Origin of the sequence: Streptomyces sp. B15 (genome assembly GCF_018070605.1) — a bacterium.
GTDB classification, from domain to species: domain Bacteria; phylum Actinomycetota; class Actinomycetes; order Streptomycetales; family Streptomycetaceae; genus Streptomyces; species Streptomyces smyrnaeus.
This window is the reverse complement of record NZ_JAGPXJ010000067.1, coordinates 1-21,706: the sequence shown is the minus strand read 5'-3', so window position 1 is coordinate 21,706 and position 21,706 is coordinate 1. Positions and strand designations below refer to the sequence as shown.

Genomic DNA, 21,706 nt, shown 5'->3' with positions numbered 1-21,706 from the left:
GGGAGGGCGGGTCGTGGCGCCACCGGCAGTGCCTGGGCAGACGCCGTGGGAGCCGGCGATCGTGCGCGGGTCCGGGTGTCGTTGGGGCGGTTGACGTTGCGTCGGCTGGTCGGCCGGTCGGTTGGTCGGTCGGCTGAGCGGTCGGTCGGCTGGGCGGTCAGGCGGTCAGCGCTGCGAGCTCCGCGTTGGCGCGCTCGGTGACAAGGGCGAGGACGCGGCCGGTGGCGGCCAGGTCCTCGTCGGGTATCCCGCCCCAGATGCGGGCGCTGACGGGGGCGGTCTCGTCGCCGACGGCGGCCAACAGCTCGCGCCCCGCGTCCGTGGGGCGAAGGTGCTCGCCGTCCGTGACGAGCAACTGCTTGGCCAGCAGCGTGTCGACAGTGGTGCGGATGTCGGCCGGATCGGCTTTGAGGGAGTCCTGGACACGGGTGACGAGATCGTCCGGTGTCTGCGGCGCGTCGGCGGTGATGGCGGCGCGCAGGGCGACCTGCTGCTGGAACGTGCTGCCGTGCCGATTCAGGACGTGCTCCAGGACGCCGCGGGCCGCGTAGTGGGCCAGGGCGAGGTTGCGGGCGTTGGCGACGGGTGCGGTGGCGGTGGATGCGCCGGTGGCAGATGCGGTGGTGGTCATGGTGTTGTCCCCTGAGTGCTCTCGTCGTTCGGTACGGGTGGGGTGAGAGGCGCGTCGAGCAGGGTCGTCAGCTCGTCGGTGAACGCGTGCGTCCGCGGGGCGTCGAGACCGCCGAGCGGCTCCAGCAACTGGTCGAGCAGCTCCTGGACCACCGTGATGGCCTGCCGTGTGACGGCCTGGCCCTGCTCGGTGAGCGCGAGTTGTACGGCGCGCGGGTCGCGGGGGTCGCGGGTGCGCTCGATCAGACCGGACGACTCCAGTGCGCGCGCCAGCTTCGAGACGTACAGCGCCTCCAGCCCGGTGTGGTCGGCGAGTCGGCGCTGACTGGGCCGCTCGCCGGTGCGCTGCATGCCGTGCAGCGACGCGACCAGTGAGTACTTCGCGTGGGTGAGGCCCAGCGGAGCCACAGCGCGATCGACCGCGACGCGCCACTTGTTGGCGAGTCGCCATACCAGGAAGCCGGGCGTGGGGCCCGGTGAACCCTTGCTCATGGCGTATACATTACATGGCTATTATAGCCAAGGCTACTATCTTCCGAAGGGGGAACCTGAGAGTCGGCAGGCGGGTGGCGGAGGTGCGTGTTGGCCCCGTCGGTCCCTCGGTCTCGTTCGTCTTGCCCGGAAGGGCGGTCGGCTCAGGTCCCCCCAGCGGGACTGCGAGGGCGGTTCGCCGGTGACGTCGCCGGATTCCCGGACGCGACACGCCGACGCGTGTTCGAAGCGTTCCGGGCCCCAACTGCACTACGGCAAGCGCGCCGACCGCGTCCGCCACTGCCACTGCGCTGCCGGGTGACACCTGCCGGTGAAGCGACCGTGGACGTTGCCCGCGGGGCCCGGGGACGTCCTGTGCGCCGGGTGTCCGGGCGAGAACGCTGTTCCCCCTGTGTGGCGCCCCCGGCAGGACTCGAACCTGCGGCCAAGCGCTTAGAAGGCGCCTGCTCTATCCACTGAGCTACGGGGGCCGGCCTCCGTCGCGGGGTGGGCGGGCTCGCCGTCCCCCGTGACCACGGCGGGGTCAAGGATAGGGGGCCGTGCGGCTCGTCCTGTTCGCTTCACGGCCGCGACGCTTTGTGGAGGTTCCGTGAAGCGGTCCCGATAATCGCAGGCGGGTGCGATTCATGCAGCGGTTTTGGCGGCGTGGGGTGCGGGTGTTGCGCAGTCGTTATGGGGGCGGCGGGGTGGCAGGTGGGTCATGCGGGGTGAATGGTACGAAAGGGGTCATTCGATGGTGAAACCACTCAATTTCATCGTCCGCAACCGCGAATAAGCTTCAAAACTGCCGCAAAATTGGGCATTCTGCCCATGTGGCGATCTTGGACGTACGGCTCGAACTGCTCGACGCGCTCACCGCACTGCGGGAGCGCGTCGCTGCCGCGCGCTTCCCCCTCCCCTTGCCGGGCGCCGAACGCGCCCGCCGCTCCAGGGACGAGCTGCTGTCCCAGCTCGACGACTACCTCGTCCCACGCGTGCGCACCCCCGAGGCGCCGCTGCTCGCGGTGATCGGGGGTTCCACGGGCGCGGGCAAGTCGACGCTGGTCAACTCGCTCGTGGGGCGCAAGGTCAGCGAGGCCGGGGTGCTGCGGCCCACGACGCGCACGCCTGTGCTGGTCTGCCATCCGGACGACCGGGGGTGGTTCGTAGGACAGCGCGTGCTGCCCCGGCTGGAGCGGGTCTGGATGCCCCGGCAGGACGCGGCGGCCGGTACGCCAGGCATGCTCGGCGTACCCGGCATGTCCGGTAGCGGCGGTGCCTCCGACGATTCCGGCCCGCACAGCGCTCACGACGCGCACGATCCGCACGGCCCCGACGGCAGCCACGGCATGCACGGCGTCAACGGCACGCACGGCACCAACGGCGGCCACGGCGGGCGGGACGGCGCGGGCGGAGGCACCGACCGCTTCGGCGGCCGGGCGGCGGCCGACCGCTCCACCGACTGGGAGAGCGGCTGGGCAGCGGACTGGGACCCGGGGCGGGGCGCCGGACGGGACGCAGTCCGCCATCCCGGGCGGGACGCGGCCTGGGACGGCGGCTGGGGTGCCGGGCCCGAGGCGGACTGGGAGACCGAGTGGGACGCCGAGCGGGACGAGCCCCGGCGACTCCTCCGCCTGGAGACCGACAGCGGTCTGCCCCCCGGCCTGGCGCTGCTGGACGCGCCCGACATCGACTCCCTCGTCGCACACAATCGCGATCTGGCCGCCGAACTGATCTGCGCCGCCGACATCTGGGTGCTCGTCACCACTGCCGCGCGCTACGGCGATGCCATCCCCTGGCATCTGCTGCGCACGGCCAAGGAGTACGACGTCACCCTCGCCACCGTGCTCGACCGGGTGCCGCACCAGATGGCCGCCGAGGTCACCGCGCAGTACGGCCTGCTGCTGGAACGCGAAGGCCTCGGACAGGTGCCCCGCTTCACCATCCCCGAGCTGCCCGAATCGGCGGGCGGCTCAGGACTGCTGCCCGTCTCGGCCGTCTGCGGACTGCGCGACTGGCTGGAAGAGCGCACGAGGGACGCCGACGCCAGGTACGCGGCGGCCAGTCGCACAGCGGACGGCACGCTGGCCTCGCTGCGCCCCCGTATCACCGCCCTCGCCGGCGCCTCCGCCGCACAGCACGCGGCAGCCGATCGGCTCACCCGGCTCATCGAAACCACCTTCGAGAACGCCGAGAAGCGCCTGCGCACCCGAATCGCCGACGGCGAACTGCTGGCCGGTGACGCGGCCGAGCACTGGCGCTGCTTCCCCACCGACAGCGAAGGCGACGAACTCTTCGACGCCTTCGCCGACGGCCTGACCGCGCTGCTGTCCGGCGCGGTCGCCGCCGCAGACGAACGCATCGCCGAACTGCGCCGCGGCGTGCCGGGCCTGGAGGAGTGCGCCCGGCTTCTCCCGGGCGGCCAGAGCGAGCGTGACGAGGCGGTGGGCCGGATCGGCGTGATGGTGCGCCGATGGCGCCGCTGCGTCGAGGAACTGGCCGAGGAGGAGACACACGCCGCAGGCCGCGCGGCCTGCGGCGAGGAGGAGACCGAGCGCGTCGCCGGGCTGCTGGCCGCCGCCCTCCTCGGTGGACGCCGGGCAGCGGGCGCCGACGACGCCCTGGAGGAACTGCTCGGCGAAACAGACGCCCACGAGCTGCGCGAGCAGTGCGCTCAGCTGCTGGAGGACTGTGTGCAGCGCGTGCTGTACGGCGAGTGCGACCTCCGACTCGCCCCGCTGGAGGAGCTCAACGCCGGGCCGGAACCCCAGATGGAACTGATCGCCGCGTTCTCCGTACTGGACAAGCTCAACAGGACGCACGGGCTGCACGAGCCGCACCAGCTCCGGGAGCTCCACCGGCCGCAGGAGCTGAGCAGGACGGACGTGACCGCCCGTGAATTCCCGCCGACGCGTAGCCCGCTCGGCCCGGACGGCACGCGCGGTCTGCAGAGCGCGCACATGGAGAGGTGACAGCAGTGACGTCCACCGATGCCACCAACCCCGGAGCGGGTGAGCCGCCCGAGCGGCCCGAGCGCTGGCGCAGCGGCTGGCCCGACGGCTGGGTCAGCCCGCACAGCGAGCCCGTCGAGGGGCAGCTGGAGCTGAGCTTGGACGAGGAGGCCCCGCCCCGGCAGGCCCCCTCGCAGAGCGGACCCGACGGATCGCTGGGTCACCGTGCCGCCGCGGACCTGCCGCGCCAGCAGTCGGAGGCCGCAGCAGCCGGCCCGTCGGAGGCCGGACGCGTCCCGTGGCAACCGGACGGGACGAGCGGCTTGGAAGAGCAGCCGGACGGAACGGGTGAGCGGCGCGCCCGTAACGAGCCGGAGGCCTCCGCGCAGCGGGCCGAGCAGAGCGGCGGCGGGCCGGCGGAGCGCCCGGAGAACAGCCGCAGCCACACCGACGGGGGCCGCTCCCACCGGGGCGCCGAGCCGCAGGACGTCCACGCGTACGCGGTCGGCCCCGAGCCCGCCTGGGACGACGGCGTCATCGCCCGCAGGGCCCGCGCCGAACGTGCCGAACGGGCGGCCCCGCTCGCCCCGCGGGCCGAGCACCCTGGCGACGCCGAGTACGGCGAGCGCGCGGGGCACCCGGAGCGCGCCGAGCACGGGGAGCCCGCCGGGTATGCGGAGCGCGCCGAGCACACGGTGGAGCGCGCGGAGGAGGCCGAGCGCTCCGAGCACGTCGCCGCCGAGGCGGAGGCCGGGCTCCGGGCGCCGAAGCCACGGGGGCACGCCGGTGAGACGGACACCACGGAGCGGGGGGCGGACCATCCCAGGCCCGGCTTCGCCCCCACCCCGCCCTGGCGCGGCACCGCCTGGCCGAATCCCCCGTACGGCACTGCCTATGAGGCCGGGCGGGAAACGCCTCCGCCCGCCGCCCCGACACCCTCACCGGCCGTTCAGGGGGCCTCCACCCCGGCCGTACAGGAGACGCCCATCCAGGCCCAACAGGAGACACCCGTTCAGGCCGCACAGGGGCCGACCGCCCAGGCCGTACAGGAGACCCCCGTCCATGCCGCACAGCGCGGCAGTCCCGACAAGGGCGTCGGCCAGGACAGCGACAGGCAGGACAGCGACAGGGGTGTCGGCCAGGACGTCGAAAAGGGAGCTCACCAGGACACCGGGACGGCCTCCTCCAGGAACATCGAAAGGGACCTGTGCCGGGACATCTCCAGGGACATCACAAGGGACCTCCGCAGGGACATCCGCAGGGACCCCCGGTGCGACGCTGGAGAGAGCGCCCTGCGGAAGCGGCTCGGGGCCCTTCGCGAACTCGTCGGACTGTCACGCACCCGGCTGGACACCGACGTGCTCGCCGAGGCGGGAAAGGTGCTGGACGAGGCGGCGACGCGCCGAGCGCTGCCCCGCTCCTACACCACCGTCGCCCTCGCGGGCGCGACAGGCAGCGGAAAGTCCTCCCTGTTCAACGCGTTGACAGGCGGACGCCTCTCCGAAGTGGGCATGCGCCGCCCCACCACCGCGGCACCGGTGGCGTGCACCTGGGAGGCGGGCCGGTACAGCGACGGCGGGCCCGACGGGCTCCTGGACAGACTGGGCATCCCGCAGCACGCGCGGCACCGTACGCATGACGGCACACTGAGCGGCCTCATCCTCGTCGACCTGCCCGACCACGACTCCGTCGCACCAGGGCACCGCGAACAGGTGGACCGGATGCTGGAACTGGTCGACGCGGTGGTGTGGGTCGTCGACCCGGAGAAGTACGCCGACGCGCTGCTGCACGAGGACTATCTGCGACAGCTCGCCGGGCACGCCGAGGTGACGTTCGTCGTCCTCAACCAGACCGACCGGCTCACCAGGGACGCCGTGGACGTCGTCCTGGACGACTTGCGGCGGCTGCTGGACGAGGACGGTATGGCACTGGGCGAGCACGGGGAGCCGGGAGCGGTCGTGCTGTCCGCCTCCGCCCTCACCCACGAGGGCATCGACGTCCTGCGCGAGGAGTTGGGCGAGTTCGTCGCACAGCAGCGCGCCGCCGTCCTGCGGCTGACCGCCGACCTCGACGACGCGATGGAACGGCTGCGCCCCGTCTACGCCGAACCCGGGCCCGGTACCGAGGACGGCCCCATCGGGCTGACCGAGCGCGCCCGTGAGGACTTCGAGGACCGTCTGGCCGTCGCCGTCGGCGCCGCTGCCGCCGGACAGGCCGCCGAGCGGGCCTGGCTGCGCCAGGCCGAGCACTCCGCCGGCATCCCCTGGGTGCGCGCACTGCGCTGGTACGCCTCCAGGCCCACCCAGGAGCGGGAGGAGTCGGCCCGGACTCCCCTCGGGGAGGCCCAGGGAGAAGAGCACGAAGGCACTGCCGCCGGCGGGGCCGCCCGCCGCGAGACCCTGCAGCAGTCGCTCGCCGCCCGGCCGGTGGTGGCGCAGGCCGTACGGGAGCTGGCGGACGCGGCAGCGAGCGGCCTGCCCGGCGCCTGGGCGCGCACCGTACGCGAGTCCGCCCGGCGCGGTGCCGCGGGCCTGCCGGAGGTGCTGGACGAGGTCATGGAGGTGTGCGCCTCCGGACCGGACGCGGTGCGGACGGCGTCGATGACGGACATCGCCCTGGGGGTGGACGCCAACTGGCCGACACGGGCCGCCGCACCTGCCGCACTGACTGCCACCGCAGCACCGACTGCACCTGCCGCACCGACCGTGCCCAATCAGCAGCCTTCCGCGGACGCGTCCGCGAGGCAGCGCGGAAGGGACGAGCCGACAGCTGCCGCCGCGGCGGCAACCGGGCCTCAGGACGTACCCGAGGCCGCGGCCGGGCCGCTCGCGGGTGCTGCGGGTGCTGCGGAAGCTGCGGAAGAGGAATCGCGGGGCACGGGCAGGCGCACGGGCCTGGGAGCACGCGTGCCGCGCCCGACCTGGCACACCGCGGCTTTCGCGGGCCAGTGGCTGCTGTTGGCCCTGCAGGCGGTGGGAGCCGTGTGGGCGGTCGCGATGGTCGTCCTCGCGCACGGTGTCGACCGGACCGTGCTGCTGCCCGGGGCGCTCTTCGCGGTGGCCACTCTCGCGGGCCCGGCGCTCGCCTGGGCGTGCCGGAGAGCCGCGCGCGGCCCGGCGCGGGCATACGGGTTGGAGGAGGAGCGGAGGCTGCGCCAGTTGGCGGCGTGCTGCGGCCGGACGCGGGTGCTGGAGCCGGTGGCCGCCGAACTGCTGCGGTACCGGCAGGTGCGGGAGCAGTACGCGATCGCGGCCGGTGCGGTGGACTCGACCCCGCAGGAGCGGCCGATGGTCGGCGGAGGAGTCGCGGGGGTCGCGGAGGCCGTCGGGGCACTGGACGCCGCTGCGGCGGCTGTCGCGGCCGCTGCGGGCGACATGGCCGCTGCCGCCACGGCGGGCGGTGCGGGCGGCGCCGGCTCCAGGAGCCTGGACGCTCAGGCGCAGACCGACGGCCACGGTGAGGCGCACGCCCCCGCGTACGGCGACGCACGAGCCCAGGCGGGTGGGGACGTACGAGCCGAGACGGCTGGTGGCCCGCAAGCCGACGCCCCCGATGCGGCACGCGAGAACGCGGACGGGTCACCCGCAGGGAGGACCGAGTTGTGCACAACCTCCGAGTAATCCACAGCTGAGAACTTCTTTCCCCGCTTCTCCACTTCCGCCCTCACTCTGGAATCCGCACGACGACACCACCCGGTGACCGCCTCGCGGCGGCGCCGAGGTGGTGTCCGAAGGCAGCCGACCGGCTGCGATCCGGGGGAGGTTCGGATGAACGAGACATATGTGACGGTGCTGGGCAATGTGGCGACGAAGGTCGACCACTGGACCGCACCCTCGGGGGTGCCCGTCGCCAGGTTCCGACTGGCCAGCACCGTCCGGCGGTTCGACAAGCACAAGGGGTGCTGGACGGACGCGTCCACCAGCTTCTACACGGTCTGGGCGTGGCGAGGGCTGGCCGTCAATGTCGCCTCGTCGGTGGCGCGCGGCGAACCTGTGGTCGTCCGGGGGCAACTGCGGGTCGTCGAGGAGGAGCGGGAGGACAGGCGGTATCTGTCGGCCGATCTGATGGCGTCGACGGTCGGGCACGATCTGGCGCGGGGGACGTCCGCGTTCGTACGGACCTCCCGCGCGGCCCCGGAACCGTTCCGTGGGCCGGAGCTGACCCGTGGGCCGGCGCCGGTGTGGCCGCCGGCCGAGAACGCCGGGCCGCCTCCGTTCGGAGCCCCCGGTGACGGGGCGGACACTTCCGGTGCCGGATCGGCCGGGAAGGAGCCGGCGGAGGGCGAGGAACTGGTGCCCGAGGGATAGCGGAAGGAAGCGTTCCAGGTCAGCGCGGTGCGCCTTGATCGTCCCGGTCCGCCGGATTCGGCGATAACGATTCCGAGTCGGAATGTGTGGCCACCGTGAATCGTGGGGATTGCGCGGCGTCCGTCTCCTTACGATCCCACGCGTACTGACCAGGGGGTTCGAAGCTTTGCGGTAGACCAGCGGTACGTGGGCGACGCGGCCGGGGGGAGGTTCTGCCAAGAGGGGAAGACCATGACTTGTGCACGCGCGCGGGCGGCCCGCCGGCTCACCGTCGTCGCGGCGGCCACAGGGCTGTGCGCGACCGGCATGGTGAGCAGTGCCGGGTCGGCCGCGGCCGCGGTGACGGCCCGGTCTGCCGCCGGGGCCGCCTCCGGAGGAGCGTTCACCGAGGGGATACCGGAGCAGCGCAGTGGCGCGGTGGCCACGCTGAACGGGCTCGAAATCCACGACCAGGCGGTCATCACCGTCGATGGTGAGAAGCAGAAGATCGGCGCCGGGCTCTTCGAGATGTCCGTCGACGGGGGCGGCACCCTGCAGACCTACGGGCTCGACGCGCTCAACCCGATACGGAAGCAGTCGCGTTACGCGGAGGGGAAGTGGAAGTCCTCGTCGCTGTCCGGCAACCGCAACGCCGGCAAGATTCGCTGGATAGTTGAGCACTCCTACCCGCGGCGCAACGACCTTCAGGCGCTGGCGAAGTCCGCGGGTGCCAAGCGGCTCACTCCGCAGACCGCCGCCGCGGGCACGCAGGTCGCCATCTGGAGGTTCGCCGAACACGGGGCACGGAAGACAGTGAGGGGCGGGGGGAGGGGGGAGGGCCCCCCGAAGCGGCCCGTCATCACCGCCGCCGACCCCGCCGCCCAGAAGCTCGCCGCCTACCTGGTGAGGAAGGCCCGCTCGATGGCCGAGCCGGGACCGTCGCTCACCTTCGACAAGCCGGAGGTGGCGGGGCGCAACGGAGAGCGCCCCGGCCCGGTGACGGTCCGGACGAACGCCGGCGCCGTGAGCGTGGCGCCGGGACCGCACGCGGTCTCCCAGGGGGTGCGCATCGTGGACCGGGACGGCAAGCGGGTCCGCACCGCCCGCAACGGGACGAAGCTCTACTTCGATCTGCCCGAGAGCACGAAGTCCGGCAGCGCCTCGCTGACCGCGCAGGCGGCCACCAAGGTGCCCGTGGGGCGGGTGTTCACCGGTGCGGGGGAGCGCGGCGGGGGCCAGGCCCAGATCCTCGCCGGGTCGAGCCAGTCGACCGTCTCGGCCACCGCAGCCGTCAACTGGGCCGAGCGCGGACCGGTGCCGGCCACCTCCGCGGCGGAGAACTGCGCCGGATCCGGGGTGGACATCACCGTCGTCAACAGCGGTGACGGCGCCTTTCCGCTGCGGGTCGGGAAGCAGCGCGAAGCGGTCGCGGAGGGCGAGCGCGGCACGGTGACGGTGCCGGTCGCCGAGGACCAGCCCTACCGCATTCCGGTGCGCGGCCCGCACGGTTACGAGAAGACGTTCAGCGGCGTTCTCGACTGCACGACCTCCGCCGCCGATGGCGGGGTGAGCCGGCAGAAGGCTCCCGCCACGGTGGAGCGCCCCGCGACCGTGGGGGGTGGCGACGCCGTGTCCGGGGACGGTGATCTGGCCGACACGGGCGGTGGCGGCACCCGGCTGTTCACGGCCCTGGCCCTCGGGCTGCTCGCTGTGGGGGTGACCACGCTCCGCGTTCTGCGCCGCCGCGGCTGAGGCCCGGCGGCCGTCGCAGCCCGTGTCGCCCGCGCCCGTCGGCGGCCCGGTCCCGAGGGGTGCTCCCCGGCTTCGGTACAGATGCGGTTTCCGGGGCGGGGCCCGGGTGCGGCAAGATGGGGTGCGTATGCCTTACGTGGTGCGGCCGCACTTCAACCCGCGGCGCGCTGCCGCATGACGACCCGCGCGGCCTGGCCGCGTACGACTACCTACAGATTGCCGGACGGTTCCTCTTGGCTGAGTACATCTACACCATGCGCAAAGCGCGCAAGGCGCACGGCGACAAGGTGATCCTCGACGACGTCACCTTGAGCTTCCTGCCCGGCGCGAAGATCGGTGTCGTGGGCCCCAACGGCGCGGGCAAGTCCACCGTGCTCAAGATCATGGCTGGGCTGGAGCAGCCCTCCAACGGTGACGCGATGCTCTCGCCCGGCTACAGCGTGGGCATCCTGCTGCAGGAGCCGCCGCTGGACGAGTCGAAGACGGTGCTGGAGAACGTCCAGGACGGTGTCGCGGAGACGAAGCAGCAGCTCGACCGGTTCAACGAGATCGCCGAGCAGATGGCGACCGAGTACACCGACGAGCTGATGGAGGAGATGGGCAAGCTTCAGGAGAAGCTCGACCACGCGGGCGCCTGGGATCTGGACGCGCAGCTGGAGCAGGCCATGGACGCGCTGGGCTGCCCGCCCGGCGACTGGCCGGTCACCAACCTCTCCGGCGGTGAGAAGCGCCGCGTGGCGCTGTGCAAGCTGCTGCTGGAGCAGCCCGACCTGCTGCTGCTGGACGAGCCGACCAACCACCTGGACGCCGAGTCGGTGCAGTGGCTGGAGCAGCACCTGGCGAAGTACCCGGGCACCGTCGTGGCCATCACCCACGACCGGTACTTCCTGGACAACGTCGCCGGCTGGATCATGGAGCTGGACCGCGGCCGTGCCATCGGCTACGAGGGCAACTACTCCACGTACCTGGAGAAGAAGCAGGCCCGCCTCAAGGTCGAGGGGCAGAAGGACGCCAAGCGGCAGAAGCGCCTCAAGGAGGAGCTGGAGTGGGTCCGCTCCAACGCCAAGGGGCGGCAGGCCAAGTCTCGGGCGCGACTGACCCGTTACGAGGAGATGGCCGCCGAGGCGGAGAAGACCCGGAAGCTGGACTTCGAGGAGATCCAGATCCCGCCGGGGCCGCGGCTGGGCAACGTGGTGGTGGAGGTCGAGAACCTGCACAAGGCGTTCGGTGACAAGGTGCTCATCGACGATCTGTCCTTCTCGCTGCCGCGCAACGGCATCGTCGGCGTGATCGGCCCGAACGGCGCGGGCAAGACCACCCTGTTCAAGATGATCCAGGGGCTGGAGGAGGCCGACTCGGGCTCCATCAAGGTGGGTGACACGGTCAAGATCTCCTACGTCGACCAGACCCGCGCCAACATCGACCCGAAGAAGACGCTGTGGGCGGTCGTCTCGGACGAGCTGGACTACATCAACGTCGGCCAGGTCGAGATGCCCTCGCGCGCCTATGTGAGCGCGTTCGGCTTCAAGGGCCCGGACCAGCAGAAGCCCGCCGGTGTGCTCTCCGGCGGTGAGCGCAACCGCCTCAACCTGGCGCTGACCCTCAAGCAGGGCGGCAATCTGCTGCTGCTCGACGAGCCGACCAACGACCTGGACGTGGAGACGCTCTCCTCGCTGGAGAACGCGCTGCTCGACTTCCCGGGCTGCGCGGTGGTCGTCTCCCACGACCGCTGGTTCCTGGACCGGGTCGCTACCCACATCCTCGCCTACGAGGGCGAGAGCAAGTGGTTCTGGTTCGAGGGCAACTTCGAGTCGTACGAGAAGAACAAGATCGAGCGGCTGGGACCGGACGCGGCGCGTCCGCACCGGGCGACGTACAAGAAGCTCACCCGGAGCTGAGCGCGTGCGGCACAGCTACCAGTGCCCTTTGCGCTGGTCGGACATGGACGCCTTCGGGCACGTCAACAACGTGGTCTACCTCCGCTATCTGGAGGAGGCCAGGATCGACTTCCTGGCCCGGGCCGCGCGGCAGACGGACCCGGAGGCGTTCACCGGCGGCACTGTCGTGGCGCGGCACGAGATCGACTATCTGCGGCAATTGGTCCACCAGACCGACCCGGTGACGGTGGAGCTGTGGGTGGAGAAGCTGACTGCCGCCTCGGCCACGTTCGCCTACGAGATCAGGGACCCGGCGTCCGAGGGCGGTCCGTATGTGCGGGCGCGGACGGTCGTGGTGCCGTACAACCTGAGGGAGGGGCATCTGAGGCGGCTGTCGGCGGCCGAGCGCTCCTTCCTGGAGGGCTATTTCGATGACAGCCACAGTGGCTGACCGGCTGGTGTTCGCCGACCCCGGGGAGGCGGCGGGTCTGGCCGCCTTCCTGGAGCGGCTGGTGCGCTGGGAGAAGAACGCCGCCGTGCGGATCCAGGCGGGTGGCGGTGTGGCGGCGGTGTTCGCCAAGCCCGCCCGCTTCGAGGTGCTTGCCGTGCGTACGGGCAGGCTGCTGGAGCCGGTCGAGCTGGATGTGACTGTGGCGGCCGGTGAACTGCTGGAGCTCGTCGAGGAGGAGCAGGAGGCGGTCGGCGTTCCGAAGGCCGTCACCGGGCCGTCCTGGGCGGGTGTGCTGCCGCCGCGGGGCGGCTGGCAGGAGTTCGCCAGGGTGCCGGTGGACGCGGTCGGTTCGGTGGCGGCCGCCGCTGTCGGCGAGTTCCGCGAACGGGCGGAGAAGCTGCCGCCCGAGCGGCGCGCCCGGCAGACCCTGGACGCTCTCGCGGAGGAGATCTGGTCCCGGCCGCTGGGGCGGACACAGCTGCCGCTGCGCGCCGCGCACGCGGCACACGCGCTCGGCTTTCTGCGCGGTACGGACCCGGCCGTCCTGCTGGAGTCCGGCGCCTGGCTGCGGCTGCGGACGGCCTACGGCTCGGTGGTCGTACGCCGCCGCGAGCGCCCGGGCGCGGGCGGTGGACTGAGCGTCACCCCGGTGTGAGGGCGTCCCCGCCGGGGCGCGGGGCCCCGGCGGGCCGTCCGATCACTCCGGGGTCCGTCTCCGTCCGGTCACTCCGCGGAGTTGATCAGCGACCCGGCGGCGTAGACGAGGTAGTTCCACAGCTGGGTCTCCAGGTGCTCGGGCAGCTCCAGGCTGTCGACGGCGTCGCGCATGTGCCGCAACCAGGCGTCGTGGGCCGCCTGGTTCACCTTGAAGGGCGCGTGCCGCATCCGCAGCCGGGGGTGGCCCCGTGCGTCGCTGTAGGTGCGGGGGCCGCCCCAGTACTGCATCAGGAAGAGCGCCAGTCGCTCCTCGGCGGGTCCCAGGTCCTCTTCGGGGTACATGGGCCGCAGCAGGGGGTCCTCGGCGACGCCCTGATAGAAGCGGTGCACCAGTCGTCTAAAGGTCTCCTCGCCGCCGACCTGTTCGTAGAAGGTCTGCGTCTCCAGGCTGCCGCGCGGAATCTCCATCACCCGTCCATGGTCGCAGACGCCCCGGAGGAGGTCTGTGGTCCTAGGGCCACCTTCCGAGGGCGCCCTGGGGCGAGCCCCGCTCCTCCTCCGCTTCGGCACGAGGGTGCCTGAGGCCCAGGTGCCCAGGTGCCCAGGCGCCCAGGCGCCCAGGCGTCCAGGGGCCCCGGGGACGGGGAGTGGAGCCCCCGGCCCCCGTCCGCCGCCACGCGCAACCGCAGCAGCGCGGGTCCGGCGGAAGAACCGGCCGGCGGAAGAACCGACTCGCGACCGTAACGACCCCGCGACCGTAACGACCGCGCCTCCCGCCGGACGGCCCTACGCCGCGTCCCAGCGGAAGAGCCGCGAAGCGATCAGCGTGAGCACCGCGGCGAACAGCAGCAGCCCACCCATCACGGGCAGCGCCGCACCCCAGCCCTCGCCGCGGCTGAGAACGTCCTGCATGGCTGTGGCGAGGTGTTTCAGTGGCATGAATTCGCTGACTGCGCGCACCCAACCCGGTGCGCTGTCCAGGGGGAAGAAGGCCCCGGACAGGAACGCCATCGGCAGAATGATGATCTGCGCCAGCCCGTTGGCCGCCTCCTCGGTCTTCGCGAAGGAGCCGACCAGCAGCCCGATGGACATGAACGCCAGCGTGCCGCAGGCGACCAGCGGCAGACACAGCCACCACATGCCGGTCAGCTTCAGCCCGTAGTAGGGCAGCGAGGCGAGTGCCAGGAAGATGGCCGTCTGCGCGAACGCGGTCACCAGATTGACGCCGATGCGGGCGCCCACGACGGTTCTCGCGTTGATCGGGGCGAGCCACAGGCGGCGCAGGATGCGTTTTCTGCGCCAGCTGACGAGGTTGAAGGCGGATCCGAAGACGCCACCCATCGCCACGGCCCAGCCCAGCAGCCCCGGGGTGAGGAACTGGATCGGTTTGGTGGCTTCGTCCTCCACGGTGCCGGTGCGCAGGGCGAAGGCGGGCGGCTGTCCGGTGGCTCGCTGGTTGGCCTGCTGGACGATGCTGTCGAGCACTCCGCGTACGGTGCCCGAGCGGACCTGGTCGGCGGCGGAGTAGCGCAGTTCGACCTTGCCGTCCTGCTGGAAGACAGCGGCGTCGGCGTCGCCCTTGCGCACCTTCTCCAGCGCCTCCTTGCGGGCCGCCGCCGAGCCGTCCGTCTTCTCGATCTTCAAGACGTCCCGCAGTGAGGCGCGCTCCTTGTCCGGCATGCTGTCGAGCACCTTGACGGAGCCGATCTGCACGATCTCGGAACGGTCGACGCCCTGGTCCTTGAAGAGCGCCCCGAAGAGCATCAGGAACATCAGCGGGAAGATCAGCGTGAAGAAGACCGCCGCCCGGTCGCGGGCCAGCCCGCGCGCCATCGCCACCGACAGGCTGAGAAAGGCTTTCACTCCCGGTACTCCCGCCCCGTCAGCTGGAGGAAGACGTCCTCCAGGGTGTCGACTCCCAGCTCCCGTACGAGCTCGCGCGGCGGTCCGACGCGCAGCACCCGGCCGTGGTCCATGACGGCCACCCGGTCGCACAGTGTCTCGGCCTCGTCCATGTAGTGCGTGGTGAGCACCACCGTGCGGCCGGCGGAGTTGATACGGCGCAGCAGGTCCCACAGGTTGCGCCGGGCCTGCGGGTCGAGTCCGGTGGTCGGCTCGTCCAGGAAGACCAGCTCCGGGTCGTGCACCAGGGCGCAGGCGATGGAGAGCCGCTGCGCCTGGCCGCCCGAGAGTTTGTCCTCGCGGGTGCCGGCCTTCTCGGTCAGCCCGACGGTCTCCAGCATCTCGTCGGCGCGGGTCTCCGCGACGCCGTAGAGCGCCGCGAAGGTGCGTATCTGTTCGCGGGCCGTCAGCCGCTCGAAGAAGGCGGACGCCTGCAACTGCACGCCGATGCGGTGCAGCAGTGACGGGTCGCGCGGCCAGGACGGCTGTCCCAGCAGTTGCGCACTTCCCTCGTCGGGCTCGCGCAGCCCTTCCAGGATCTCCATGGTGGTGGTCTTGCCGGCCCCGTTCGGCCCGAGGATGCCGTAGAACTCGCCGCGCCGTACTTCCAGGGAGACGCCGTCGACGGCCTGTGTCTCCCCGTAGCGTTTGCGCAGCCCCTCGGCTGTGATCGCGTTGGACATGCGCGGAGGCTAACGGCTGAATCCAAGCTTCCGGTCTCGCGCGGTCATCGGTCCGGTCTCGTACGGCCCTCGCCGTCCGGCGGAGTGCGTGGCCCGGCGGGGAACCGCCCGTCCCGGCGGATGCGTGAGGGAGTTACAGGAGGACAGCACGGCGGGAGTGCGCGGCCGGAAAGCCCGGCCGGACAGCCGCACGGCGAGCCGGACATTTGGTCGCGATCCGAACAAGATGCCGACCAAGCGGCTGTGGAGACCTGCTGCTGCGGCCATACTGCTGGCCTGGGCAGCGACACCGGGGCGTCCTGACGCCCGCAGACCCGGGCAGGGGAGCCGGGGGACTGCACGGAAGGGAGCAGAGCGAACGCACCGGCAGTGTCTGCCAGCGACCGAGGGGGAGGGCTCCAGCCGTGACACAGCCGCCGACCGCGCCACCGACCCCACCGCCGGTGCCGCAAATCCCACCGGACGGGCCCGGCTCGGGCGCTGACGCGTACCCGGAGGCCACCGCCCCGCAGCCCGGCGCTGCCCCTTCCGGCGCCGCTCCCGCGGCCGACGCGCCGCGCCGCACGGCCTGGTCCGAGGGCGTACGGCGGCTGCGTACGGCCGCGACCACCGAGCCCGGACGGCTGCGCGCGATCGGCGCCGTCGTGGCCGCGCTCCTCCTGCTGTTCGGGGCCGTGTCCGCCTGGCAGATCTCCGACCGGGTCGCCGCTGCGGACGCCGTGGTCGACCACAGCCAGCCGCTGAGCGCGGACGCCGCGCACATCTACCGCTCGCTGGCCGACGCCGACACCTCCGCCTCCAGCGGCTTCCTGGCCGGCGGCGACGAGCCCCGCTCGGAGCGGCGCCGCTACGAGCGGGACATCCGGGAGGCGTCCGAGCTGCTCGCCGAGGCGGCGGCCAACTCGGCGGGCTCGCGGACCGCCCGGCGCCAGATCGCCGTCCTCAACCGCGGTCTGCCGGTCTACACGGGCCTGGTGGAGTCCGCGCGCGCCGACAACCGGCAGGGCCTTCCGCTGGGCGGCGCCTATCTGCGCTACGCCAACGAGAAGATGCGCGGCGAACTGCTGCCTGCCGCACGCAAGCTCTACACGGCCGAGACCGAGCAGTTGGGCGGCGACTACAGCGATGCCGAGAGCTGGCCGCTGCTCGCTGTCGGCACCGGTGCGGTGGCGCTGGTCGCGCTGGGCTGGGCACAGCGCCGCAACTACCGCCGTACCAACCGGGTCTTCAACCGCGGCCTGCTGGGCGCGACCGCCGCCGCACTGACCCTGCTGGTGTGGCTGGTGGCCGGGCACGCGCTGGCGCGCTCCGGGCTGAACGAGTCGGACACCAAGGGCGCCGGCTCCCTGCAGGCCCTCAACGAGGCACGCATAGGCATCCTCCAGGCGCGCGGCGACGAGAACATGACGCTGGTCGCCCGCGGCGGTGGCGCGGAGTACGAGAAGAGCTACCGCAAGCAGATGGCGGCTGTCGCGGGCAACGGTGAGCGGGGCCGGTCGGGCAGCGGCCTGCTGGAGGAAGCCCGCGAGGCCGCGGACGACCGTTCGGGCCGCAGTGCGGTGGAAGAGGCACAGGACGCCGTGCGTACGTGGCAGCAGCGGCACAAGCAGGCGCGTGCGGCGGACGACGGCGGCAACTACGAGGACGCGGTGGCCCGGGTGATCGGCGCCGAGGACAGTACGCGCGAGAGCTTCGACGAGGTGGACAAGAGCCTCGGTCGCGCCGCGGCGCACGAGCAGCGGCAGTTCGAGAAGGCCGCCGACACGGCGCGTGACCGGTTCGGCGGGCTGGTGGTCGGGGCTCTGCTGCTGTCCGTGCTGGGCGCTGCCGCCGCCGTGCTGGGCCTCGGGCGCAGGCTCGCGGAGTACAGGTGAGGAGGGGAACGCCATGACGAAGCGCGGCACCATGACGGTGCGCGGCAGTGAGCGTGCGCGGCGGCAGGAGTCCTACCGGAAGCCGTGGGCCGTCGCCGCGGGCGGGCTGGCGGTCACGGCGGCCGTACTCGTCTCCACGGTGCTGTCCACCGGGCCGACCGGTACCGGCGTCCCCGCGGACACGGCGGGGACGGGCGAGGTGCACAGTGGTACCGGCGTCACGCCCGGCCGGCCCGCGTCCGCCTCCGAACCCGGCGCCGAACCCGAGCCGGAGAAGTGCGAGGACGGCCGCAACCCGGCCGAGAGCCTCAAGCCCTCCGGCGCCTCGGGCGAGGCGGTCGAGCGCATCAAGAAGAAGGGCAAACTGGTCGTCGGCGTCGACCAGAACAGCTATCTGTGGGGCTACCGCGACCCGGCCACCGGCACCATCGAGGGTTTCGACATCGACCTGGTGAAGGCCATCGCCCGCGATCTGCTCGGCGACGACGGGCCGGACCGGATCACCTACCGGACCATCCCCACCGATCAGCGGATCCCCGCCATCCGCAACGGCGAAGTCGACATGGTGGTGCGCACCATGACCATCAACTGCGAGCGGATCGAACAGGTCGCCTTCTCCACCGCCTACTTCGAGGCCGGCCAGCAGCTGGTCGTGCCGAAGAAACGGGCCCGCGTCAAGGGCTTCGACAGCAGCATGCGCGGCAAACGAGTGTGCTACGCCTCCGGCTCCACTGCGGAGAAGATGATGAAATCACCCCGGTACGCGGCGCTGGGCGCCGAGCCGGTCGTGGTGCCCAACCAGCTCGACTGCCTGGTGCGCCTCCAGTTGGGCGAGGCGGACGCCACGGTCACCGACAGCGCCCTGGGCGCGGGGCAGGCAGCGCAGGACCCTGCCGTCGAACTCATCGGTGAGCCGGAGACGGTGGAGCCGTACGGTGTCGCGATGAACCTGGAGGACAAGGATCTCGTCCGCAGGGTCAACAAGGTTCTCAAGGACTTTCGCAAGGACGGGTGGAAGTCTTCCTACGACCGCTGGCTGGCTGACGACATGATGGGTACGGAAGGGAAGAAACCCGCACCGCCCGAACCGCTCTACCGTGACTGAACCAGTTGCCGTGGTCGCGATACCGATGTGCCGGTCCGTGAGTACGAGTCGAACAGCGAGGTGATCGATGGGGCCCGCGGGTGCTGCCGGAGAGGTGATGAGCCGGGAGGAGACCGACCGTGTGCTGGAGCGGCTGGACGCCGAGCACGAGGCGGTGGAGTCCTCGTTGCTGGCACTCCAGGACCACGCGGGGCGCAGGCTCCTGGAGGGCGCGCGGCTCACCGGGACGACCGCGCACCGCTGGGCTCGGGCCGAGGCGGCCATCACCTGGCTGTGGAACGGCTTCGAGGTCTACTCGCACACCCTGCGGCAGGCCCGCGAACTGCGGGCCCGCCGCCGCTGGCCCAGCCGCGACGACCTGGTCGAACTGACCCGCCTGCTGCGCGGCACCCTCACCGTGCCCGGCGGTGCGCTGCCGGGCACGCCGGGCGCGAGCCTCACCGGGACCCCGAAACTGGCCGAGGAGCTGACGCTCACCCAACTCGTCGAGCGGATGAACGAGTGGTACGCGCAGGCCCTCGACGTGGTGGCGGCGGCCGACTCGGTGTGGTCCGCGCTGCCGGCCCGTATCGACCTGCTCGCCGCCGAACTGGGCCGCGTGCGCTCCCTGGCGCACTCGGTGGGCGTGCGCCCCGGCGAGCATCCGGCCGCCGACGACCTGGACCGTACGACTGCCGAACTCAAGGCGCTGCGCGAGGAGGTCGTCCAGGACCCGCTCGCCTTCTGGACGCCGACCGGAGGCAGCGGCGCGCCGGGCGGTGGCCGGCCGGACACCACCCGCTACGACAGCGCGGCCCGCGCCCTGGAGGAGGTACGGCGCGAGATCGACGCCGTGCTCGCCGTGCGGCAGGACGCCGAGCAGCGGCTGATGAGACTGCGCGACCTGCTCACCCGCGCCGACCGCACCCTGGCGGAGGCCCGGGTGGCACGCGGCGAGGTACTGGCCAAGATCGCCGCCTCCGAGGTACCCGCCGTCAGCGGCCCGCCCACCGCGCTGCAGGAACAGCTCGCCATGGCCGCCGAGTACCGCAGATACGCACAGTGGCACCGGCTCTCCCCGCTGCTGGAGAGCCTGGAGGAGCGCGCGGAGGAGGAGCTGCAGCGGGCGCGTGCCCAGCTGTCGGCCGTCACCGCGCCGCTGGCCGTCCGCGCGGAACTGCGCGGCCGTCTGGACGCGTACAAGGCGAAGGTGGCCCACAACGGTCTGGCGGAGGAGCGCTTGCTCATCGAGCGCTACGACGTGGCGCGCCGGATGCTGTGGAGCGCTCCGTGCGATCTGCGGGCCGCCGAGGACGCCGTACTGCGCTACCAGCGTGCCGCACAGGAGACGCTTCAGCAGCGGCAGCAGGACGCGCGGGACGCCGCGGGCGGAGCGATGAACATGGGGGCGGAATGAGCGAGCAGTCGGGCGCGCAGGACAGGCCGTGCCAACGGCCGCAGTGCGAAGGCACCTACGAGGACATGGGCGCGGGTGAGGTGTACTGCAACACCTGCGGGCTCGCCCCCGTGGTGGCCCCCGGCGGCATGCTGGGCTCGGCACCCACCGGGATGACCGGCCCGGGACGCGACAGCCGCTCGTCCGGCTCCGCGCGCTCCGGCTCCTCCTCGCGGGCCTCCTCCCGGAGCTCGGGGCGGTCCCGCTCCTCGCGTCGCTCGGTCTCCGGGCGGCTGTCCGCCTCGCTGTCCGGGCGGAGCACCGAGCGCTCGGTGTCCGTGCGCAGCGCCCGCACCTCCGCCGAGAGCTCCGGCCGCGGCAGGCTGGGCGCCGGACTGGTGCAGATCCCACCCGTGCCCAGGCCGGACCCGGCCGGTGTCGTCCTGGAGAACCCCGAGGTCCCCGAGCGCAAGCGCTTCTGCAGCAACGGCGAGTGCGGCGCACCGGTTGGACGCGCGCGCAGCGGCAGGCCGGGCCGCACGGAGGGGTTCTGCACCAAGTGCGGCCACCCCTACTCCTTCGTTCCCAAGCTGCGCCCCGGCGACATCGTGCACGGCCAGTACGAGGTCGCCGGCTGCCTGGCGCACGGCGGGCTGGGCTGGGTGTATCTGGCCGTCGACCGTGCCGTCTCCGACCGCTGGGTCGTGCTCAAGGGCCTGCTGGACACCGGCGACCAGGACGCCATGGCCGCGGCCATCGCCGAGCGGCGCTTCCTGGCGGAGATCGAGCACTCCAACATCGTGCGCATCTACAACTTCGTCGAACACCTCGACCAGCGCACCGGCAGCCTCGACGGCTACATCGTGATGGAGTACGTCGGCGGCAACTCCCTCAAGCAGATCGCCAACGCCCGGCGCGCCGCGGACGGAAAGCGCGACCCGCTCCCCGTCGAGCAGGCGTGCGCCTACGGCATCGAGGCGCTGGAAGCCCTCGGACACCTGCACAGCCGCAATCTGCTCTACTGCGACTTCAAGGTGGACAACGCGATACAGCAGGACGATCAGCTCAAGTTGATCGACATGGGCGCGGTACGCCGCATGGACGACGACGACAGCGCGATCTACGGCACCGTCGGCTACCAGGCACCGGAGGTCGCGGAGGAGGGCCCCTCGGTCGCCTCCGACCTGTACACCGTGGCGCGCACCCTGGCCGTGCTCACCTTCGACTTCCAGGGCTACACCAACGTCTACGTCGACAGCCTGCCCAACCCGGAGAACATCGAGGTCTTCCAGCGGTACGAGTCCTTCTACCGGCTGCTGGTACGTGCCACCGACCCCGACCCGCGGCGCAGGTTCGCCTCCGCGCAGGAGATGTCCGATCAACTGCTGGGCGTGCTGCGCGAGGTCGTCGCGGTGCAGACCGGGAAGCCGCGCCCCGCCCTGTCCACGCTCTTCGGACCCGAACTGCGTGTGGTGGACACCGGGCTCTTCGCCCCGCACACGGGGGATGCCTCGCTGCTGGGGGCGCGCGAACCCGCCGCGAAGAAACGCCGTACCCGAAAGGAGCAGGCCTTGCTTCCGGCTGAGCTCTCCGCGCCCGCGGCCCCCGTCGCGCTGTCCGCCTCCCCGGCGGCTCCCGCCTCCGAGGCTGCCGCGCCCTCCCCGGTGGCGACGGCGGCACCGGCGCGCACCG

The 21,706-nt window shown here is 72.2% G+C and carries 16 protein-coding genes and 1 tRNA gene; 11 read left to right on the top strand and 6 right to left on the bottom strand.

The features are described 5' to 3' along the window. Positions 1-157 precede the first annotated feature (157 nt). The 3 genes from KBY19_RS25675 to KBY19_RS25665 form a co-directional block, all read right to left on the bottom strand. Positions 158-631 carry a MarR family transcriptional regulator gene (locus KBY19_RS25675; protein ID WP_210966797.1) on the bottom strand — a complete coding sequence of 158 codons (474 nt, stop codon included), beginning with the start codon at positions 629-631 and terminating at the stop codon, positions 158-160. Further along, on the bottom strand, positions 628-1,122 hold the full coding sequence (locus KBY19_RS25670; RefSeq protein WP_099880995.1) for a MarR family winged helix-turn-helix transcriptional regulator: 495 nt from the start codon (positions 1,120-1,122) through the stop codon (positions 628-630). The genes KBY19_RS25675 and KBY19_RS25670 overlap by 4 nt, the downstream gene beginning before the upstream one ends. A gap of 394 nt (positions 1,123-1,516) precedes the next feature. Beyond that, a tRNA-Arg gene (locus KBY19_RS25665) sits at positions 1,517-1,592 on the bottom strand. A gap of 342 nt (positions 1,593-1,934) precedes the next feature. On the opposite strand from KBY19_RS25665, the gene KBY19_RS25660 reads away from it, so the two are divergent. From KBY19_RS25660 to KBY19_RS25630, 7 genes are all read left to right on the top strand, one after another. Then, a complete protein-coding gene (locus tag KBY19_RS25660; RefSeq protein WP_307843621.1) occupies positions 1,935-4,073 on the top strand; it encodes an ATP-binding protein in 2,139 nt (712 codons plus the stop codon). 5 nt (positions 4,074-4,078) lie between these two features. Beyond that, on the top strand, positions 4,079-7,672 hold the full coding sequence (locus tag KBY19_RS37615) for a GTPase (RefSeq protein WP_307843620.1): 3,594 nt from the start codon (positions 4,079-4,081) through the stop codon (positions 7,670-7,672). Positions 7,673-7,819: 147 nt separating this feature from the next. Beyond that, positions 7,820-8,359: a single-stranded DNA-binding protein gene (locus tag KBY19_RS25650; RefSeq protein ID WP_185016860.1), complete on the top strand. Its 540-nt coding sequence runs from the start codon at positions 7,820-7,822 to the stop codon at positions 8,357-8,359. A 231-nt stretch (positions 8,360-8,590) separates the two neighbouring features. Next, positions 8,591-10,090, top strand: coding sequence for a thioester domain-containing protein (locus tag KBY19_RS25645; RefSeq protein ID WP_185016859.1), 1,500 nt, complete (start codon positions 8,591-8,593; stop codon positions 10,088-10,090). A 233-nt stretch (positions 10,091-10,323) separates the two neighbouring features. Next, entirely contained in the window at positions 10,324-11,988 is a 1,665-nt protein-coding gene (gene ettA, locus KBY19_RS25640; RefSeq protein ID WP_099880865.1) for an energy-dependent translational throttle protein EttA, read from the top strand. Positions 11,989-11,992: 4 nt separating this feature from the next. Further along, on the top strand, positions 11,993-12,418 hold the full coding sequence (locus tag KBY19_RS25635) for a thioesterase family protein (protein ID WP_099880863.1): 426 nt from the start codon (positions 11,993-11,995) through the stop codon (positions 12,416-12,418). Next, positions 12,399-13,073 carry a hypothetical protein gene (locus KBY19_RS25630; RefSeq protein WP_185016858.1) on the top strand — a complete coding sequence of 225 codons (675 nt, stop codon included), beginning with the start codon at positions 12,399-12,401 and terminating at the stop codon, positions 13,071-13,073. Before KBY19_RS25635 ends, KBY19_RS25630 begins: the two co-directional genes overlap by 20 nt. 68 nt (positions 13,074-13,141) lie before the next feature. Here the strand turns inward: KBY19_RS25630 and KBY19_RS25625 are convergent, their stop codons facing one another. The 3 genes from KBY19_RS25625 to KBY19_RS25615 all read right to left on the bottom strand — a co-directional run bounded on the left by KBY19_RS25625 (position 13,142) and on the right by KBY19_RS25615 (position 15,660). Then, positions 13,142-13,543, bottom strand: coding sequence for a globin (locus KBY19_RS25625; RefSeq protein ID WP_180289638.1), 402 nt, complete (start codon positions 13,541-13,543; stop codon positions 13,142-13,144). Positions 13,544-13,861: 318 nt separating this feature from the next. Then, positions 13,862-14,938 (bottom strand): ABC transporter permease, encoded by a 1,077-nt coding sequence (locus tag KBY19_RS25620; RefSeq protein WP_099880857.1) that lies wholly within the window; start codon positions 14,936-14,938, stop codon positions 13,862-13,864. Continuing rightward, positions 14,935-15,660 (bottom strand): ABC transporter ATP-binding protein, encoded by a 726-nt coding sequence (locus KBY19_RS25615; protein WP_099880855.1) that lies wholly within the window; start codon positions 15,658-15,660, stop codon positions 14,935-14,937. Before KBY19_RS25615 ends, KBY19_RS25620 begins: the two co-directional genes overlap by 4 nt. Positions 15,661-16,103: 443 nt before the next feature. Here KBY19_RS25615 and KBY19_RS25610 point away from each other — a divergent pair, with 443 nt between their 5' ends. From KBY19_RS25610 to KBY19_RS25595, 4 genes are all read left to right on the top strand, one after another. Continuing rightward, complete coding sequence (locus KBY19_RS25610) at positions 16,104-17,534, top strand: hypothetical protein (RefSeq protein WP_307843619.1); 1,431 nt, start codon at positions 16,104-16,106, stop codon at positions 17,532-17,534. A 13-nt stretch (positions 17,535-17,547) separates the two neighbouring features. Further along, positions 17,548-18,639 carry a glutamate ABC transporter substrate-binding protein gene (locus KBY19_RS25605; RefSeq protein ID WP_247691419.1) on the top strand — a complete coding sequence of 364 codons (1,092 nt, stop codon included), beginning with the start codon at positions 17,548-17,550 and terminating at the stop codon, positions 18,637-18,639. A gap of 97 nt (positions 18,640-18,736) precedes the next feature. Further along, on the top strand, positions 18,737-20,035 hold the full coding sequence (locus tag KBY19_RS25600; RefSeq protein ID WP_247691418.1) for a hypothetical protein: 1,299 nt from the start codon (positions 18,737-18,739) through the stop codon (positions 20,033-20,035). After that, positions 20,032-21,706: serine/threonine protein kinase (locus KBY19_RS25595; RefSeq protein ID WP_210966794.1), on the top strand; the 1,675-nt coding region annotated here is incomplete at its 3' end. The genes KBY19_RS25600 and KBY19_RS25595, both read left to right, overlap by 4 nt.

What these genes read in the sequence shown, in the direction of transcription:
- KBY19_RS25675 (WP_210966797.1), bottom strand. Translation starts at nt 631, where the DNA reads ATGACCACCACCGCATCTGCCACCGGCGCATCCACCGCCACCGCACCC.
- KBY19_RS25670 (WP_099880995.1), bottom strand. Translation starts at nt 1,122, where the DNA reads ATGAGCAAGGGTTCACCGGGCCCCACGCCCGGCTTCCTGGTATGGCGA.
- KBY19_RS25650 (WP_185016860.1), top strand. Translation starts at nt 7,820, where the DNA reads ATGAACGAGACATATGTGACGGTGCTGGGCAATGTGGCGACGAAGGTC.
- KBY19_RS25645 (WP_185016859.1), top strand. Translation starts at nt 8,591, where the DNA reads ATGACTTGTGCACGCGCGCGGGCGGCCCGCCGGCTCACCGTCGTCGCG.
- KBY19_RS25630 (WP_185016858.1), top strand. Translation starts at nt 12,399, where the DNA reads ATGACAGCCACAGTGGCTGACCGGCTGGTGTTCGCCGACCCCGGGGAG.
- KBY19_RS25625 (WP_180289638.1), bottom strand. Translation starts at nt 13,543, where the DNA reads ATGGAGATTCCGCGCGGCAGCCTGGAGACGCAGACCTTCTACGAACAG.
- KBY19_RS25615 (WP_099880855.1), bottom strand. Translation starts at nt 15,660, where the DNA reads ATGTCCAACGCGATCACAGCCGAGGGGCTGCGCAAACGCTACGGGGAG.
- KBY19_RS25605 (WP_247691419.1), top strand. Translation starts at nt 17,548, where the DNA reads ATGACGAAGCGCGGCACCATGACGGTGCGCGGCAGTGAGCGTGCGCGG.
- KBY19_RS25600 (WP_247691418.1), top strand. Translation starts at nt 18,737, where the DNA reads ATGAGCCGGGAGGAGACCGACCGTGTGCTGGAGCGGCTGGACGCCGAG.